Origin of the sequence: Sporosarcina sp. FSL K6-3457 (genome assembly GCF_038007285.1) — a bacterium.
Classification (GTDB): Bacteria; Bacillota; Bacilli; order Bacillales_A; family Planococcaceae; genus Sporosarcina.
Genome location: NZ_JBBOWX010000001.1, coordinates 3749679 through 3766765, shown reverse-complemented (window position 1 = coordinate 3766765; position 17087 = coordinate 3749679). Strand labels below are relative to the sequence as shown.

At 43.6% G+C, this 17087-nt stretch carries 21 protein-coding genes; all 21 read left to right on the top strand.

From position 1 onward, the window contains the following. Window positions 1-19: 19 nt before the first annotated feature. The 21 genes from N1I80_RS18270 (at window position 20) to N1I80_RS18170 (ending at window position 16855) form a co-directional block, all read left to right on the top strand. Window positions 20-574 carry a stage II sporulation protein R gene (locus tag N1I80_RS18270; protein ID WP_340739263.1) on the top strand — a complete coding sequence of 185 codons (555 nt, stop codon included), beginning with the start codon at window positions 20-22 and terminating at the stop codon, window positions 572-574. A 60-nt stretch (window positions 575-634) separates the two neighbouring features. Next, window positions 635-1663, top strand: coding sequence for an L-threonylcarbamoyladenylate synthase (locus N1I80_RS18265; RefSeq protein WP_340739262.1), 1029 nt, complete (start codon window positions 635-637; stop codon window positions 1661-1663). An 87-nt stretch (window positions 1664-1750) separates the two neighbouring features. Further along, window positions 1751-2254 carry a manganese efflux pump gene (locus N1I80_RS18260; protein ID WP_340739261.1) on the top strand — a complete coding sequence of 168 codons (504 nt, stop codon included), beginning with the start codon at window positions 1751-1753 and terminating at the stop codon, window positions 2252-2254. 61 nt (window positions 2255-2315) lie between these two features. Further along, window positions 2316-2762 (top strand): low molecular weight protein arginine phosphatase, encoded by a 447-nt coding sequence (locus tag N1I80_RS18255; protein WP_340739260.1) that lies wholly within the window; start codon window positions 2316-2318, stop codon window positions 2760-2762. Continuing rightward, the gene (locus tag N1I80_RS18250; protein ID WP_340739259.1) at window positions 2759-4054 is read left to right on the top strand and encodes a methyl-accepting chemotaxis protein; all 1296 of its coding nucleotides are present in this window, start codon (window positions 2759-2761) and stop codon (window positions 4052-4054) included. Before N1I80_RS18255 ends, N1I80_RS18250 begins: the two co-directional genes overlap by 4 nt. Before the next feature lie 163 nt (window positions 4055-4217). Continuing rightward, window positions 4218-4655 carry a ribose 5-phosphate isomerase B gene (gene rpiB / locus N1I80_RS18245; protein WP_340739258.1) on the top strand — a complete coding sequence of 146 codons (438 nt, stop codon included), beginning with the start codon at window positions 4218-4220 and terminating at the stop codon, window positions 4653-4655. A 34-nt stretch (window positions 4656-4689) separates the two neighbouring features. Beyond that, window positions 4690-5265 (top strand): TIGR01440 family protein, encoded by a 576-nt coding sequence (locus N1I80_RS18240; protein WP_340739257.1) that lies wholly within the window; start codon window positions 4690-4692, stop codon window positions 5263-5265. Between the two features lie 125 nt (window positions 5266-5390). Beyond that, window positions 5391-6644, top strand: a complete 1254-nt coding sequence (gene glyA, locus N1I80_RS18235; protein WP_340739256.1) for a serine hydroxymethyltransferase — start codon at window positions 5391-5393, stop codon at window positions 6642-6644. A gap of 216 nt (window positions 6645-6860) precedes the next feature. Next, the gene (upp, locus tag N1I80_RS18230) at window positions 6861-7490 is read left to right on the top strand and encodes a uracil phosphoribosyltransferase (RefSeq protein ID WP_340739255.1); all 630 of its coding nucleotides are present in this window, start codon (window positions 6861-6863) and stop codon (window positions 7488-7490) included. A gap of 19 nt (window positions 7491-7509) precedes the next feature. Continuing rightward, a complete protein-coding gene (wecB, locus tag N1I80_RS18225; RefSeq protein WP_340740089.1) occupies window positions 7510-8634 on the top strand; it encodes a non-hydrolyzing UDP-N-acetylglucosamine 2-epimerase in 1125 nt (374 codons plus the stop codon). Window positions 8635-8705: 71 nt separating this feature from the next. Further along, window positions 8706-8861, top strand: a complete 156-nt coding sequence (locus tag N1I80_RS18220; RefSeq protein ID WP_340739254.1) for a hypothetical protein — start codon at window positions 8706-8708, stop codon at window positions 8859-8861. A gap of 490 nt (window positions 8862-9351) precedes the next feature. Then, window positions 9352-9723: an ATP synthase subunit I gene (locus N1I80_RS18215; protein ID WP_340739253.1), complete on the top strand. Its 372-nt coding sequence runs from the start codon at window positions 9352-9354 to the stop codon at window positions 9721-9723. A gap of 90 nt (window positions 9724-9813) precedes the next feature. After that, window positions 9814-10539, top strand: coding sequence for a F0F1 ATP synthase subunit A (gene atpB, locus N1I80_RS18210; protein WP_340739252.1), 726 nt, complete (start codon window positions 9814-9816; stop codon window positions 10537-10539). Between the two features lie 65 nt (window positions 10540-10604). Then, on the top strand, window positions 10605-10829 hold the full coding sequence (atpE, locus tag N1I80_RS18205; protein ID WP_203248455.1) for a F0F1 ATP synthase subunit C: 225 nt from the start codon (window positions 10605-10607) through the stop codon (window positions 10827-10829). Window positions 10830-10983: 154 nt separating this feature from the next. Further along, complete coding sequence (atpF, locus tag N1I80_RS18200; RefSeq protein ID WP_445683667.1) at window positions 10984-11544, top strand: F0F1 ATP synthase subunit B; 561 nt, start codon at window positions 10984-10986, stop codon at window positions 11542-11544. Beyond that, complete coding sequence (locus tag N1I80_RS18195; RefSeq protein ID WP_340739251.1) at window positions 11541-12080, top strand: F0F1 ATP synthase subunit delta; 540 nt, start codon at window positions 11541-11543, stop codon at window positions 12078-12080. The genes atpF and N1I80_RS18195 overlap by 4 nt, the downstream gene beginning before the upstream one ends. Window positions 12081-12105: 25 nt before the next feature. Next, window positions 12106-13614: a F0F1 ATP synthase subunit alpha gene (atpA, locus tag N1I80_RS18190; RefSeq protein WP_340739250.1), complete on the top strand. Its 1509-nt coding sequence runs from the start codon at window positions 12106-12108 to the stop codon at window positions 13612-13614. Window positions 13615-13656: 42 nt separating this feature from the next. Beyond that, window positions 13657-14517, top strand: a complete 861-nt coding sequence (atpG, locus tag N1I80_RS18185; protein WP_340739249.1) for an ATP synthase F1 subunit gamma — start codon at window positions 13657-13659, stop codon at window positions 14515-14517. A gap of 64 nt (window positions 14518-14581) precedes the next feature. Then, window positions 14582-15997, top strand: a complete 1416-nt coding sequence (gene atpD, locus N1I80_RS18180; RefSeq protein WP_340739248.1) for a F0F1 ATP synthase subunit beta — start codon at window positions 14582-14584, stop codon at window positions 15995-15997. Window positions 15998-16135: 138 nt separating this feature from the next. Beyond that, window positions 16136-16543 (top strand): F0F1 ATP synthase subunit epsilon, encoded by a 408-nt coding sequence (locus tag N1I80_RS18175; protein WP_340739247.1) that lies wholly within the window; start codon window positions 16136-16138, stop codon window positions 16541-16543. Between the two features lie 75 nt (window positions 16544-16618). Further along, window positions 16619-16855 carry a DUF1146 family protein gene (locus tag N1I80_RS18170; protein ID WP_340739246.1) on the top strand — a complete coding sequence of 79 codons (237 nt, stop codon included), beginning with the start codon at window positions 16619-16621 and terminating at the stop codon, window positions 16853-16855. Window positions 16856-17087 lie beyond the last annotated feature (232 nt).

The window sequence follows — 17087 nt, the reverse complement described above, 5'->3', positions numbered from 1 at the left end:
GGTGTAGGAGGGGATAGACATGCTAACAGATTACGAGATTATAAGAAAGACAACTATAAATAAGGTGATGCCTTACATCGAGTTCATCCTTGTATTGATTGTGATTCAATCCATACTAACGTTATTCACAGCAGGACCTACAGAGGATGATGCAATCCGTTTTCGAATGCTTGCCCACTCTAATGCACCTGTGGATCAGCAAGTGAAAAGGGCTATCCAGCAACAAATTGAGCCACTTATCAACGAGGCGGTCACTTCATCGTTATCGAAACAAGAACTTGTGGATAACTTAGTAGCACTGGAAAGTACAATCCTTGAAACAGCTAATGCGCTAGCAGATGGGCAAACCATTTCATTGGAACGTACAAAGGCACTGTTCCCAGCGAAGCGCTCGGGCCTAGTCATTCATCCACAAGCTACTTACGATGCGTATATATTAACAATCGGTAGTGGGCGTGGGGATAACTGGTGGTGTGCATTGTTTCCTAAAATCTGCTTTCCAGATAAACAAGAAAAAGAAGAAGAAAAAGTAACCTTTTTCATCTGGGAGTGGATAAAGGGGCTGTTTTCATAGAGTTACTAACAAATGTGGTGGATAACTAACTAAAATCTGTGGATAAAGGAGGTTTGACCTGTGGAAACAATACTTATTCCGGTGGATAAAACTCTTGATAACAAAAAAAAATATAAACAGGCTGTGGATATTTTAACAAGTGGCGGTGTTGTTGCATTTCCGACTGAGACAGTCTATGGTCTTGGGGCACTCGCGACGGATGAACAGGCCGTGCAGAAAATTTTCGAAGCAAAAGGAAGACCGTCCGATAATCCACTCATCGTACATATCGGCAATAAAGAAGATGTCTCAAATTACGCGACAGGTATTACAGAGGACGCAGAAAAACTGATGACAGCCTACTGGCCTGGTCCGCTCACACTTGTTTTTGATAAAATTCCAGGCGTCATTGCATCAAATGTGACGCCTGGAGTTGAAACGGTCGGTATTCGCATGCCGGATCATCCAGTGGCGTTAGAACTTCTTCGGGCATTGGCTGGTCCGCTTGCTGCACCGAGCGCCAATCGTAGTGGTAAGCCAAGTCCGACAGAAGCTGCGCATGTTTACGAAGACCTTAAAGGACTGATTCCGTTTATTTTGGATGGGGGACAGACTGGGATTGGTGTCGAATCCACTGTACTTGACATGACAACAAGTCCGCCGACCATTTTACGCCCAGGTGGTACGACACAAGAAATGATTGAAGCGATAATTGGACCGGTGCGTGCGGGAAGTAAAAGTCCAGGAGAACAAGCACCTCGCTCACCGGGCATGAAGTATATGCATTATGCACCGGAAGCGCCTCTTTTCGTCATCTCACCTGATACGACAACCATTCGTGAAGCAGTCGAGACACTTCATCGTGAAGGGAAGCGAGTGGCGATTATTGGGCCGGATGATTTAGATGTCCTGGCTGCCGATTGGTATTTTGCAGTCGGACCGAGAAATAATAATGATGCAATGGCTTCTCATTTGTATCGTGCGCTACGTCAATGTGATTTAACAGAGGCAGATATCATTCTGGCAGTCGAAACAGACTTGACTGGAGTAGGTGCTGCTGTTATGAATCGGTTGATAAAAGCCGCTGATGGAAAACGCTATATCGATTAAAATCAATTACGCCTCGTTGTAAACTTGAATGACCTCTCCAGAAACCGCATAAGATGGACAGATGCGGGATCTGGGGGAGGTTTTATTGTGGTGGAATTATTTGCAGCTGGCATTACTAGTATTGACGTTGTCGTCGTCTTTGCTTTCCTGCAAGTGAAGAAAGGGAAGTTTGTACTAGCGCTGTGGACATCTATTCTTAATATGATGTTCCCTTTTATTGGGTTTTGGGCAGGTGATTTCTCGGCGCATCTCTTTGAGGAGTGGAGCAGTCTATTGTCGGGCGTTTTGCTTGCTCTGATTGGTATACATATGCTGCTGCAAGATGAGGAGTCTGGCTCAGTAGGCAAACAGTTACATCCCTCGTTGATAGCGCTAGCGGTAAGTCTAGATACTTTTTCGGTTAGTGTTTCATTTGGGATGCTTCATTTAGATAAAACCCTTTTCATTTTATCATCAGGAATGTTAACCTTTTTCCTTTCTTATGCAGCTCTTGTATTTAAAGGGCGAATAGGTGTTGGAGATGGAAGGCTATTGAGGCGATTTGCAGGTTTTGCTTTACTAGTTATGGGTGTAATGTCATGTTTTCGTTAGAAATGTCTATTTCTTTATTCACAAAAATCGGTTATTCTTATAAAAGGTAGGTGAAAGCTTTATGAATATTTATTTGATTTGTACAGGTAATACGTGTAGAAGTCCGATGGCAGAAGCGATTCTTCGCTCCAAGGAACTCGGAAATGTGACAGTTCGCTCGGCGGGTATACACGCGCAAGATGGGCAACCGATTTCCTTGAATGCCAAAACGCTTATTGAGGAGGCGGATATGCCCTATACCCCGTGGTCAAGAGCTGTTTCAAGTGAAGGCTTAGAATGGGCGGACATAGTGTTGACGATGACGGGAGCGCATAAGATGGAGCTTCTCTATCGTTATCCAGAAGTAAAAGAGAAAACGTTTACATTGAAAAGTTTTGTGGAGCTTGAGTTAGATGGGGATGTACAGGACCCATTCGGAGGCAATCTTGAAACATATCGACAGACATTCGGTGAGTTGTCGCAAATGATGGATAGGTTAAAGCAGAAATTGACGGAGGGACAAGTATGAGAGAAATTAGACAGAAGAAATTTGGCTTGCGCAAAAAAATTGTTTTATTCGTAACAGTCCTTGCAATGGTTACGTATACAACGAGTGGAATTTTTATAAATGTAGTGCAACCGCAATTTTTCCCGAACTTTAACGTATTCTGGTTTGCATTATCGACCTATGCAGCAGGGGTATTCTGGTCGGGCATTTTGGCATTTGCTTTTAGTACAATTTTAACAAAGCATTTGCAAAAACTCGAGATAGCAGCTATTAGGGTTGCTAAAGGGGAAATTGGAACGGATATCGAATTGCCGAACTCGTCAGATGAAATTCGTTCTGTAGCAGAAGCATTCCAACAAATGGTCCTTAATTTACGCGCAATTGTTGGGCAAATTGAAACGAACTTTGAAAAGACAGCAAGTACAGTGGATAGCTTATCGAATGAAACCGGAGTCGCTGCCAAACAGGCGGATGCAGTAGCGTCGACAATTACTGAGATTTCTACTGGTGCTGAAGCGTCTGCAGTTGCTATCCAAGAGACAGCTGAAGCGATTGAAGATATTCGGTCACTTGCTGTTGAAGTAAGCAGTCGTGCGGGAGATTCTTCAGCACGTTCAAAGGAAATGCTAGAGGAACTGGTGCGGATGACTGGTGTTTTCCGTGTACTGGTCGATGGAATCCGCAATATGTCTACACAAAGTGAACTATCGCTTGGCACGATTAGACAGCTTGATCAAAATGCATTAAAAATTGGAGAAATTGTTCAACTTGTTGGTAATATCGCTGCGCAGACGAATTTATTGGCGCTCAATGCATCGATTGAGGCGGCACGTGCAGGTGAGCACGGTAAAGGTTTTGCGGTCGTTGCAGAAGAAGTCCGTGTGTTGGCTGATGAAAGTGCGAGGGCTGTACAAGGAATATCAGGTCTCGTCGGGAATATTCAGACAGACGTCACGAAAGTAGTAAAAGATATGGAACAGCAGGTGGAGACGGCAGCGATCGAAGAAAATCGTGCCAATGAGACGAGTGAAAATGTTGAGGCGATGGCAGTGAAAGTAAATGGCATGGCCGATTCCGTCGTTGAAATTACAAAACTCATTGAACATCAGCTAAGGAATATTGAAATGACTGCTCATCAATCGCAAGAGGTGGCGGCGATTGCCGAAGAGACATCAGCAGGCGCACAAGAAGTTGGAGCGGCTACCGAAGAACAAGTACGATCCATTGAACAGGTAGATACAATGGCAATCGAATTGAAAAAGCAATCTGAGCAGCTTTATGACGTAATTAGTCAATTTGATTTAACAAAATAATTTATTCGCAGCCCTATTTTTTTACCAGGGAGAAATGAAGTTCGATTCTTCCCTGGTAAAATCTGTGTACAAATATGCTGAGACATATTTGATTTGGGCTGTGTTTTTTTTGCGGAAAAATGGTAGAATGAGTTGTGAGTAAATTATGAAAAGAGGGAAGCAAGTGAAGATCGCTATTTCTTCAGATCATGGTGGTAACAATCTACGTCATGAAATTATTAACTTGTTGGCTGAGCTAGGCATAGAGTTTGTTGACTTTGGGCCAGATTCCAATGAGTCTGTTGATTATCCAGACTTTGCGGCACCGGTTGCAAACGGAGTGGCTTCGGGGAACTTTGACCGTGGTATTTTGATTTGTGGAACAGGAATTGGCATGTCTATTGCAGCGAATAAAGTAAAAGGCATTCGCTGTGCACTTGTTCATGATGTTTTTAGTGCGAAAGCAACGAGAGAACATAATGATACAAATATCCTTGCAATGGGCGAGCGTGTGATTGGTGCAGGTCATGCAAGAGAAGTTGTCGCAACATGGCTGAACACGTCATTTGAAGGCGGGCGTCATGAACGTCGTGTAGGGAAATTAATGGAATTAGAAAAATAACTTAGAATGCCGTTAAGAAGGCGGGTGGACAAAAGTGGATGCTTTGAATTTATGGAAGCTTCAACTTGAACAACTGTTAGCAGAGATGGCCGAGCAGGACCGACCTGTTGCTGGTACATTATTCGTTGTTGGTTGTTCAACCTCGGAAATTGCTGGTAGTCGAATCGGAACGTCAGGTGCACTTGAAATTGGAGAGTCGCTGTACGGGCCATTAAAAGATTTTGCCGAAAAATATAATCTTTTCCTTGCCTTTCAAGGATGCGAGCATATTAATCGGGCGTTAACAATCGAGCGCCAAGCAGCTGAGAAATTCAATCTTGACCTTGTGTCAGTTATTCCAGCGCAGCATGCGGGCGGCTCTATGTCTACCTATGCTTATCGCCAGATGGACCAACCTGTCGTCGTAGAGGCCATTCGTGCCAATGCGGGAATTGACATCGGACAAACATTGATTGGTATGCATCTGAAGCCTGTCGCAGTCCCTCTCCGAACATCAATCAGTAAAATTGGAGAGGCAGTCGTTACTGTAGCTACAACACGACCGAAACTTATTGGTGGAGAGCGTGCAATATATCTTCATTCAGCGGATGCTCAAGCATCCACTGAATGAAGATATAGCCTCCGGCGGATGTCACGGATTTTTTAAGGGAGCTTTTCGAGCGAGCTCGAAAAAAATCCGGACACAATTACGCCGAGGCGTAATTGATAAATTAGACCAAGAAGGGGAATGACAAAATGGATTTGACGAATGTAAAACATGATGACCTAGCAGTATATGAAGCAATTATGGCGGAGAAAAATCGCCAAAACTCTAATATCGAATTAATCGCATCTGAAAACTTTGTTACAGAGGCAGTTATGGAAGCACAAGGATCTTATTTGACAAACAAATATGCAGAAGGTTATCCAGGCAAACGTTACTATGGCGGCTGTGAACACGTCGATGTTGTTGAAAATATCGCACGTGATCGCGTGAAAGAAATATTTGGCGCAGCTTATGCAAACGTTCAACCACACTCAGGTGCGCAAGCAAATATGGCTGTTTACTTCGCGGCGATTAAACCAGGTGATACAGTTCTGGGCATGAATCTTTCCCATGGTGGCCACTTGACACACGGTAGCCCTGTCAACTTCTCTGGCGAATTATACAACTTCGTTGATTATGGTGTAAGCAAAGAAGATGAACGAATCGATTACGAAGATGTTCGTCAAAAAGCACTTGAGCATAAACCAAAAATGATCGTTGCAGGTGCAAGTGCATATCCACGTGAAATCGATTTTGCGAAATTCCGTGAAATTGCCGATGAAGTTGGCGCATATCTATTTGTTGATATGGCACATATTGCAGGACTTGTAGCAGTAGGTGAGCATTCAAATCCAGTCCCACATGCACACTTCGTAACATCTACAACGCATAAAACATTACGTGGACCACGAGGTGGAGTGATTCTGGTTAACGAAGAATTCGCTGAGGAATTCGGTCGCAAACTAGATAAATCAATCTTCCCGGGTGTTCAAGGTGGTCCATTGATGCACGTCATCGCTGCGAAAGCAGTTGCATTTGGCGAAGCGCTAAAACCGGAATTCAAAACGTACATCCAACAAGTGAAAAAGAATGCTAAAGCATTCGGTGAAGCACTTGTAGCAGAAGGTGTCGATATCGTTTCTGGCGGTACAGACAATCACCTAGTGCTAGTAAACTTAGGTTCACTTGGCATCACAGGGAAAATTGCAGAGCATGTACTGGACGAAATCGGTATTACGGTCAACAAAAACACAATTCCATATGACACAGAAAGCCCATTTGTCACATCTGGCATTCGTATCGGTACGCCAGCAGCAACAACAAGAGGTTTTAAAGAAGAAGAAATGAAAGAAATTGCATCTATCATTGCAAAACTTCTTAAAAATCACGAAGACGAAGCTGTGAAAAAAGAAGCACGTCAACGTGTAACAGCATTGACAGATAAGTTTCCACTCTACGCATAAATAATGTAATAGAATAGAATGAGCCGCTATCTAATTGATGGCGGCTTATTTTATGGAAATATAAGATTCACTACGATAAGCCACTGCCATTGCAGAAAGCTGCTGCTTCGCTGTCAGTACAAAACATTTGCTGAAGAAAGTTGCATAGTTAGGCGTGCCTGAATAGGTTCACTTCTGTTATAATGAACAGGACATTCTGAAAAGGGGCGAATATACATGCCGAAAGTACATGTTTTTGATCATCCATTAATCCAACACAAGCTTACGTACATACGTGATACCAACACAGGAACAAAGGAATTCCGAGAGCTGGTCGATGAAGTAGCAACACTCATGGCATATGAAATTACACGGGAACTACCACTTCAAGAGGTAGAAATCGAAACGCCGGTTTGTACTTCTAAATCGAAAGTTCTTGCAGGAAAGAAACTAGGAATTGTGCCGATTTTGCGCGCTGGTATTGGCATGGTCGATGGAATCCTTAACCTCATTCCAGCAGCAAAAGTGGGGCATATTGGCTTGTACCGTGATCCTGAAACATTGCAACCAGTCGAATATTATGTAAAACTTCCTTCCGATGTATCAGTGCGCGATTTCATCCTTGTTGACCCGATGCTGGCAACGGGTGGATCTGCAATTGCGGCAGTTAATTCATTAAAGAGTCGCGGTGCAAAAAACATTAAGTTTATGTGCCTGATTGCTGCTCCGGAAGGTGTCAAAGCGATGACCGAAGCACATCCAGACGTGGATGTTTATATCGCTGCACTTGATGAAAAGCTCGATGAAAAAGGCTATATCGTACCAGGACTTGGCGATGCAGGCGATCGACTATTCGGCACAAAATGATCTGGAAGGCGTGAATGTTTTGAGAAAAAGATGGAAAGTGATGACGATTTTTGGCACAAGGCCAGAAGCTATCAAAATGGCGCCGCTGGTGTTGGAGCTACAAAAGCATTCGGATGATATTGAACCGATTGTGACAGTGACAGCTCAGCACCGCGAAATGCTTGACCAAGTGCTTGAAACGTTTGGTATCACACCTGATTATGATCTGAATATCATGAAGGATCGACAAACACTTGTAGATGTAGCGACACGCGGACTTGAAGGGCTTGACCAAATTATGAAAGATGCCAAGCCGGACATTGTCCTCGTTCACGGAGACACATCGACGACTTTCATTGGTAGCTTATCTGCATTTTACAATCGAATTGCAGTTGGACATGTTGAAGCAGGACTCCGCACATGGGACAAATATTCCCCGTACCCGGAAGAAATGAACAGACAGTTAACAGGCGTCATCGCGGATCTTCATTTTTCGCCAACAGAAAAATCAGCGCGCAATTTATTGGATGAAGGAAAACGCGAAGATCGTATTTATGTAACAGGCAATACAGCGATTGATGCACTTCAGACAACTGTACGCGAACAATACGAGCATCCTGTTCTTGACAAAATCGGGACAGACAGGCTCATCCTACTGACGGCGCATCGTCGTGAAAACCTAGGTGAACCGATGCGTAATATGTTCCGCGCCATTAATCGCCTACTTGCAAAACATGATGATATTCAAGTGGTTTATCCTATCCATATGAATCCAGCGGTCCGTGAAGTAGCAGATGAGATTCTTGGTGGCAATAGCCGTGTTCATATAATTGAACCGCTTGAAGTGATCGATTTCCATAACATAGCTGCACGCTCACATATTATTTTGACAGATTCGGGTGGTATTCAAGAAGAAGCACCATCACTTGGCAAGCCGGTTATCGTTCTTCGCGATACGACTGAACGTCCAGAAGGAATCGAAGCCGGTACACTGAAATTAGCGGGAACAGACGAAGAGACAATCTTTGCATTGACAGATACGCTGCTCACTGACGAAGCGGAATACAGCAAAATGGCGAAAGCCTCAAATCCGTATGGTGACGGACATGCTTCTGAACGAATCGTCGAAGCGTTGAAAGAGTATTTAGCTTCTATTGAAAGATAAACATTCAGGCGGCCAGGTAACCTCGGTCGCCTTTTTTTCGGAGAAAGATAGGTAGCTGTGGCGGACTGTCAGTGAAAAATGTGAAACTGTCAGTGAAAGGAACTGAACTGTCAGTGAAAGGAACTGAACTGTCAGTGAAAAAGATAAAACTGTCAGTGAAGCACAGGACTGTCCGTGAAAAAGTTGAAACTGTCAGCGAAAATCAATCGCTGTACCCCGAAAATTAGGGACCTCCCCTATTGACCTCTGAAAAAAGACGACATGCTACAACTGCATTTCAAATTTGTCGATTGTTTGACAAAACGAACACTTTGTGAAGAATTTCACGGGAATCAATTGACATCAATTTTCGCCTATTGTATGCTTACAAAGGGTAAGAATGATAGGGGTTTTTCATATAATTGAAACAGCACTACATCTGTCAGTGTTAAGATATTACTATCATCCTATCTTATTACGTTGAAAATGTAGGGATGCTCCTAGTTGTCAATCATAAACATACTAGGCTCATCGCATTATTTGCCAAATTGCCTACCATTCGACGCTACTCGCACAACTTATAGGTTCTATCCTTTTCGAAGTCTTTGACCGTAATTTTGGCTAGACTGTGAAACGAGAACCACCCCGCTTTTCCGTGTGTTTGGCTTGTAACTACACTTACATGTAGCTGCAATGCACCGTACAATCCTAAAATACGAATCAGGAGAATAACCTACCATGCAAACGTTGCAAGAAATTTATAAAATACAAAAGAAGGCTCTCTTTTTTTGTCTAGCATTGTTCGTTTTAGGTTGGGGATTTACTGATTTTAAGACAGTTTTCGCAGGTTTAATACTCGGATCTCTGTTTGGATTGTATAATTTTTGGATTCTTGTCCGTAAAATGGAGAAGGCTGACCAGAAGTTCGCAGAAGGTAAGCACAGTTTATCACTTGGGACTGCATTACGTTTCGCATCTGGTGTCGCTGCGGCTGCAATTGCAACCGCGATGCCAGAACATTTCGATTTGATCGGTACGGTTATCGGTTTTGCGATACCTTACATTCTCCTACTAGTGGAGAGGATCCTATACCACGTAAGACATCAATAAAGCGTTTTCGTCAGTAGGGCTTTTCACAAATGTGGAGCGATACGAAAAAACTTGACTTCATTCTGGATGCAAAAGGGAGGTGAACGAAAAATGGAACATGGAAATCCGTTATACACGGTTTTCGAAGATACAGCATTCGAAATGACATTTAACTTATCAAACGTCTTAATGCTCTTCATCACATGTCTAATTGTCTTCCTCATCGCGATTTTCGCTACACGTAATTTACAGCTAAAGCCGACAGGGATGCAAAATTTCTTTGAATGGGTTATGGATTTCGTCAAAGGGATTATCAAGAGTAATATGGACTGGAAAACGGGTGGACGATTCCACGTATTGGGAATCACCCTAATCATGTTCCTCTTTGTAGCGAACGTATTAGGACTTCCAATGGCAATCTACTGGAAAGGGGATCTTTGGTGGAAATCACCAACTGCTGACCCTGTAGTTACATTGACACTCGCTAGTATGGTCATTGTTCTCACACATTATTACGGTATTAAGATGGCAGGTATGAAAGAATACGGAAAAGGCTACCTTAAGCCGCTCCCTTTCCTTGCACCGCTTAAAGTCGTCGAGGAATTTGCAAATACGCTGACACTCGGTCTGCGTCTTTATGGTAACATCTATGCTGGTGAAGTTCTTCTTGGCCTACTGGCTGGACTTGCGACATCAGGCATACTTGGGTTGTTTGGAGCAGTTGTTCCGTCCCTTGCTTGGATGGGCTTCTCGATTTTCGTCGGGGGGATCCAGTCATTTATCTTCGTTATGTTGTCGATGGTCTACATGTCACACAAAGTGGCAACAGACCATTAAGCATATAATGCCCGGATAACCGGGCGACAAAACAAAAAAACAGGAATTATTAGGAGGAAACAATAATGGTAGGTTCAGTTGGTCTATTAGCAGCAGCAATCGCAATCGGTTTAGGAGCACTAGGAGCAGGTCTAGGAGCAGGTCTTGTTGTATCACGCACACAAGAAGGAATTGCACGTCAACCAGAAGCACGCGGTATTCTTCAAACAAACATGTTCGTCGGTGTTGCACTTGTTGAGGTTGTTCCGATTTTCGCAGCAGTTATCGCGTTCATCGTAATGAACAAATAAGTAGTACGATACAGAGTAATGACATTCATTTCTCTGCGAGAATTGAATCTAATGGCGAAGAACGTACTATTGTAGTCCTTCGCCATTCATTTATGTAAATTAGTGAAATACCCATATTAAAGAAACATAAGCTCTTGAAGGGAGTGAAACAATCGTGTTTTTGGATACCTTCGCCTTATTGGCAGCTGATGGTGGAGCTGCTAGTGGATTGGCAAAATTAAATAACCCAGATGGTCTTAACCTCGGCGATATTATCGTCACGGTGGTATTTTTCACGATACTCATGTTACTTCTGAAGAAGTTTGCATGGGGACCACTTATGGGCATCATGGATCAACGAGCACAAATGATTTCAAATGAAATTGAAGCAGCTGAAAAAAGTCGCTTGGAGTCACATAAACTTCTGGAAGAACAACGCGAGTTGTTGAAAGAAGCACGTGATAACGCACAATCGATTGTTGAAAATGCTCAGAAACAAGCTGAAACACACCGTGAAGAATTGATCAGCACGGCGCGTGCAGAAGCGAATCGCATGAAAGAAGCAGCAGTGCTTGAAATTGCGACAGAAAAGGACAAAGCCGTTGCGGCAGTCCGCGAAGAATTCGTATCACTTTCCATCCTTGCAGCGTCTAAAGTTCTTGGGAAAGAGATTTCCGAAGACGATAACCGCGCATTGATTGAAGAGACGATTGCGAAGGCAGGCGAGGGCCGATGAGCAAATCGGTTGCAGCAAAACGCTATGCACTCGCATTATTTGAACTTGCACAACAAAATGGACAAATCGTTTCAATTCAAGAAGATCTTCAAGAATTGAAAAAGGTTTTCCAAGACAATAAAGGACTTGGGCAATTGCTTGAGTCACCTAAATTACCACTAGTAAAAAAGAAAGAACTGCTTGCAGACCTATTCAAAGGAGCGGATCAGCTCATTTTGAATGCACTGTACGTCCTGCTTGACGGGAAACGCATTAACGAAGTGATTCACTTTGTTGATGAATTTAACACATTTGCAAATGATGCAGTTGGCGTTGCCGAGGCTACAGTATATTCTACACTGTCACTTTCGGATGAACAAAGCCAATCCATTTCCAATGCGTTCGCACAAAAAGTCGGTAAACAGTCCTTGCGAATTGACAATATCATCGATCCAGCGCTCATTGGAGGCATCCGTCTCCAAATCGGCAACCAAATCTACGACAGTAGTGTAAGCGCGAAGCTTGAACGTCTGAAACGAGATCTTATCGGATCATAAAACTGAAATTTGAGGGGTGACATGCATGAGCATCAAAGCTGAAGAAATCAGCGTTCTCATAAAACAGCAGATTGAAAATTATCAATCTGAGTTGAAAGTGAGCGAAGTAGGTACAGTTATCAAGATTGGTGACGGTATCGCACTTGCTCATGGCCTCGACAACGTCATGGCTGGAGAACTTCTTGAGTTCTCTACTGGTGTTCTAGGTATGGCGCAAAACTTGGAAGCGAACAACGTAGGTATCGTTATCCTTGGCCCATACACAGACATTAAAGAAGGCGATGAAGTACGTCGTACAGGTCGTATTATGGAAGTACCAGTTGGGAAAGAAATGATTGGACGTGTTGTCAATCCACTGGGACAACCAGTTGATGGACTAGGTCCGATTGCAACAACAAAATCTCGTCCAATTGAAAGCCCTGCACAAGGGGTTATGGCGCGTAAATCCGTTCATGAGCCACTTCAAACAGGCATTAAAGCGATTGATGCACTAGTTCCAATCGGTCGTGGACAGCGTGAATTGATCATCGGTGACCGTCAAACAGGTAAAACAACTGTTGCCATCGATACAATTCTAAACCAAGCTGACCAAGATATGATTTGTATCTACGTAGCAATCGGTCAAAAAGAATCTACAGTTCGTGGTGTTGTTGAAACACTCCGTAAAAACGGCGCGCTTGATTATACAATCGTCGTAACGGCTTCTGCTTCACAACCAGCACCACTTCTATACCTTGCACCTTATGCAGGAATTACAATGGCTGAAGAATTCATGTTTGATGGTAAGCACGTTCTGATTGTATACGATGACCTTTCGAAACAAGCAGCTGCATACCGTGAACTGTCCTTGCTACTTCGTCGTCCTCCGGGTCGTGAAGCTTATCCTGGTGACGTCTTCTATCTTCACTCCCGCCTTCTTGAGCGTGCAGCGAAGTTGAACGATACACTTGGCGCAGGTTCAATTACAGCCTTGCCATTCGTTGAAACACAAGCCGGAGATATCTCTGCTTATATTCCAACAAACGTGATTTCCATCACGGATGGTCAAATCTTCCTTCAGTCTGACTTGTTCTTCTCGGGTGTACGTCCAGCCATTAACCCTGGTCTTTCCGTATCCCGCGTAGGTGGTTCAGCACAGATTAAAGCAATGAAAAAAGTTGCGGGAACACTGCGTCTTGACCTTGCAGCATTCCGTGAACTTGAAGCATTCTCTCAGTTCGGTTCTAACCTTGATGCTGCAACACAAGCGAAGCTAGACCGTGGAGTGCGCACAGTTGAAATCTTGAAACAAGATTTGAACAAACCATTCAAAGTGGAACAACAAGTTGTTGTGCTTTACGCGTTAACGCGTGGACACCTCGATAACATCGCAGTAAAAGATATCTTACGTTTCGAAAGTGAGATTCTAAGCTGGCTTGAAACGAACCACACTGACGTATACGATCATATTCGCAAGACAAAAGATCTTCCAGCAGACGACGTAATGGTAGCAGCAATTAACGCGTTCAAGAAAATCTTCGTTCCAGCGGAATAAGTAAGGAATTGATCTAAAAAACGATAAGGTGGTGAAATGTCAGTGGCATCATTACGCGATATAGAAAACCGTATTAAATCGACGAAGAAAACAAGTCAAATTACCAAAGCGATGCAAATGGTTTCCGCTTCCAAATTGGCTCGTGCCGAAAGTAACGCGACAGCGTTTGTTCCGTACATGGAGAAAATTCAAGAAGTTGTGGGGTCAATTGCCGCGGGTACAAAAGATTCTGGTCACCCAATGCTCGTTTCACGTCCAGTTAAAAAGACGGGTTACGTTGTCATTACTTCGGATCGTGGACTCGTAGGGGGCTATAATGCCAACATCCTGCGCACGGTTAAACGCGCAATCGAAACACGTCACGCGTCGAAAGACGAAGTGATGATTATTGCAATCGGACGGAAAGGTCTCGAATTTTTCCAACGTCTTGATTTCAATATTGTTGAAAGCGTTGAAGGAATCAGTGATCATCCTTCATTCGATGAAATAAAAGACGTCGCTAATCGCGCTGTTGGCATGTTCACAGAAGGCGCGTACGATGAAGTGTACTTGTATTACAATCACTTCGTCTCCGCCATCTCAAGTGAAGTGACGGAAAAGAAATTACTTCCGCTCACGGACATCATATCGGCATCGGGAACGACGACTTCATATGAGTTTGAGCCATCAGGCGAAGCGATTCTTGAAGTACTTCTTCCACAATATGCGGAAAGCCTCATTTTCGGTGCATTGATTGATGGGAAGGCAAGTGAACATGCTTCCAGTATGACAGCGATGAAGACTGCTTCAGATAATGCTGCAGATTTAATAGATTCTTTAACACTTTCATTCAACCGTGCACGACAAGCTGCGATTACTCAAGAAATTACAGAAATCGTCGGCGGCGTCGCAGCTCTTGAATAAGCTTAAGTTCCTGGCGGAAGTCAGGGATTATTAGTACGGCAAAAGTAAGACAGGAGGGAAAAGTATGAATAAAGGACATGTACTTCAAGTAATGGGTCCGGTTGTTGACGTTAAGTTTGAAAACGGTCAACTTCCATCGATCTATAACGCATTGAAGGTCCAGATTACTCGTCCAAACACCGAGCCTGAAACGTTGACACTTGAAGTCGCGCTTCACCTTGGGGACGATACTGTACGTACGATTGCAATGTCATCAACAGATGGTTTACAACGTGGTTCCGTAGTAGATGATATGGGTTCTGCTATTTCAGTTCCAGTAGGTGACATTACACTAGGACGCGTATTTAACGTACTTGGAGAAATCATTGACCTTGGTGAGGAAATTCCGGCAGCAGAGCGCCGCGACCCAATTCACCGTCAAGCTCCAGTATTTGAAAACCTTTCAACAGAAGTTGAAATTCTTGAAACGGGTATTAAAGTTGTTGACTTACTTGCTCCATACATTAAAGGGGGTAAAATCGGCCTCTTTGGTGGTGCGGGTGTAGGTAAAACAGTTCTAATCCAAGAATTGATCAATAACATTGCACAAGAACACGGTGGTATTTCGGTGTTCGCTGGTGTTGGAGAGCGTACACGTGAAGGAAATGACTTGTTCTATGAAATGACAGATTCTGGTGTTATTACGAAAACAGCAATGGTATTCGGTCAAATGAACGAGCCACCAGGTGCGCGTATGCGTGTTGCACTAACAGGTTTGACAATGGCAGAATACTTCCGTGACGAAAAAGGTGCGGACGTTCTTCTGTTCATCGATAACATTTTCCGCTTTACACAAGCCGGTTCTGAAGTATCAGCACTTCTAGGACGTATGCCATCAGCGGTTGGTTACCAGCCAACACTTGCAACGGAAATGGGTCAGCTTCAAGAGCGTATCACATCGACAAACGTCGGTTCTGTTACTTCTATCCAAGCGATCTATGTTCCAGCAGATGACTATACGGATCCAGCTCCAGCAACGACGTTCGCTCACCTTGACGCAACGACGAACCTTGAGCGTAAACTTTCTGAAATGGGTATCTACCCAGCGGTTGACCCACTTGCTTCAACTTCACGCGCACTAAGCCCAAGCATCATCGGCGAAGAGCATTACGAAGTTGCACGTCAAGTACAACAGACGCTTCAGCGTTACCGTGAACTTCAGGATATCATTGCAATTCTTGGTATGGACGAGCTTGGCGAGGAAGATAAATTGGTTGTAGGACGCGCGCGTCGTATCCAGTTCTTCTTGTCACAGAACTTCCACGTAGCAGAGCAATTCACAGGACAAAAAGGTTCTTACGTACCAGTAGCTGAAACAGTTAAAGGCTTCAGCGAAATCCTTGAAGGCCGTTACGACCACCTTCCAGAAGATGCATTCCGACTTGTCGGCCGCATCGAAGAAGTTATCGAAAAAGCAAAAGCAATGGGCGTCGAGGTTTAATTTAATTCCTGCGGAATCAAATTCAGGTCTTTGGCGGATGCAACAGATTTTTCTGAGGAGTTATCGGGCTCTGCTCGATAAAAATCTGTGTGCAATTCACCAAGGCGAGTTTGATTTAAGGGACCAGGAGGGGAAAAAATGAAGACAATTAAAGTCAATATCGTCACTCCCGACGGCCCTGTTTGTGAAACTGATGCGAACACGATCATCGCAGTTACCGAAGCAGGCGAAATTGGGATTCTTCCCGGCCACGTTGCGATGGTAGCGCCTCTTAAAATCGGTTCACTTCGCCTGATAAAAGATGGCGTGACAGAGCATGTAGCTGTACACGGCGGTTTTCTTGAAGTTCGTCCAGACGTGGTCACTGTTTTGGCACAAAGTGCAGAAATGGCTTCTACTATCGATATCGCACGTGCGCAAGCCGCTGCGAAGCGTGCAGAAGCTACATTGCGCGCTAAAAAAGATGATTATGATTACCAAGTGGTAGAGCTTGAATTGAAGCGTGCCATCAATCGGATCAGCGTGTACGAAACAAGAAAAAAATGAGTTGTTGATGATGGCGGACAGGGGAATAAGTTTCTTCTGTTCGTCTTTTTCATCACGTCTACAGGAGGTTTACGTATGACTAATATGATGGCATTTCAACCCTTACTTGCAATTGTGTCACATATTTTCTTCATAGGAGTTTCTTTTTATGCACTGCAAGCCATAATGCCAGAAAAAATTATTAAAAAAAACCGTGTGATGCAAGCGCAAATGTTGTTCATTTTATTGAGTATTGCAATCGGTTGGGCCGTATCAAATTTCTTTTTGGAGATATCCTATTGGTCAGGAAGGCTTCCATTTATGTTTAGTTAGTTCTTTTAATTTGAAGAAAAAAATCAAACTTTTCGAACAACAAATACAATACATGGTATCGCCGCGTATATGACAGATTGTCACTAGGGATGAACATGGGCAATAAGGCACCATATATGGGGCGATGGCATGAAATTGACCCGATTTCTATTTGCTGTGGGAACTCATGGAAATAGAAGGTATAGTCGATATGCCATTGCTGAAGATGCTTAGTTTTTATGACACAAAACGT

Excerpts from the sequence above, each read along its gene's own strand:
- N1I80_RS18270 (WP_340739263.1), top strand. The coding sequence starts at position 20 with ATGCTAACAGATTACGAGATTATAAGAAAGACAACTATAAATAAGGTG.
- N1I80_RS18255 (WP_340739260.1), top strand. The coding sequence starts at position 2,316 with ATGAATATTTATTTGATTTGTACAGGTAATACGTGTAGAAGTCCGATG.
- N1I80_RS18250 (WP_340739259.1), top strand. The coding sequence starts at position 2,759 with ATGAGAGAAATTAGACAGAAGAAATTTGGCTTGCGCAAAAAAATTGTT.
- glyA (WP_340739256.1), top strand. The coding sequence starts at position 5,391 with ATGGATTTGACGAATGTAAAACATGATGACCTAGCAGTATATGAAGCA.
- upp (WP_340739255.1), top strand. The coding sequence starts at position 6,861 with ATGCCGAAAGTACATGTTTTTGATCATCCATTAATCCAACACAAGCTT.
- N1I80_RS18215 (WP_340739253.1), top strand. The coding sequence starts at position 9,352 with ATGCAAACGTTGCAAGAAATTTATAAAATACAAAAGAAGGCTCTCTTT.
- atpB (WP_340739252.1), top strand. The coding sequence starts at position 9,814 with ATGGAACATGGAAATCCGTTATACACGGTTTTCGAAGATACAGCATTC.
- atpE (WP_203248455.1), top strand. The coding sequence starts at position 10,605 with ATGGTAGGTTCAGTTGGTCTATTAGCAGCAGCAATCGCAATCGGTTTA.
- N1I80_RS18195 (WP_340739251.1), top strand. The coding sequence starts at position 11,541 with ATGAGCAAATCGGTTGCAGCAAAACGCTATGCACTCGCATTATTTGAA.
- atpA (WP_340739250.1), top strand. The coding sequence starts at position 12,106 with ATGAGCATCAAAGCTGAAGAAATCAGCGTTCTCATAAAACAGCAGATT.
- atpD (WP_340739248.1), top strand. The coding sequence starts at position 14,582 with ATGAATAAAGGACATGTACTTCAAGTAATGGGTCCGGTTGTTGACGTT.
- N1I80_RS18175 (WP_340739247.1), top strand. The coding sequence starts at position 16,136 with ATGAAGACAATTAAAGTCAATATCGTCACTCCCGACGGCCCTGTTTGT.
- N1I80_RS18170 (WP_340739246.1), top strand. The coding sequence starts at position 16,619 with ATGACTAATATGATGGCATTTCAACCCTTACTTGCAATTGTGTCACAT.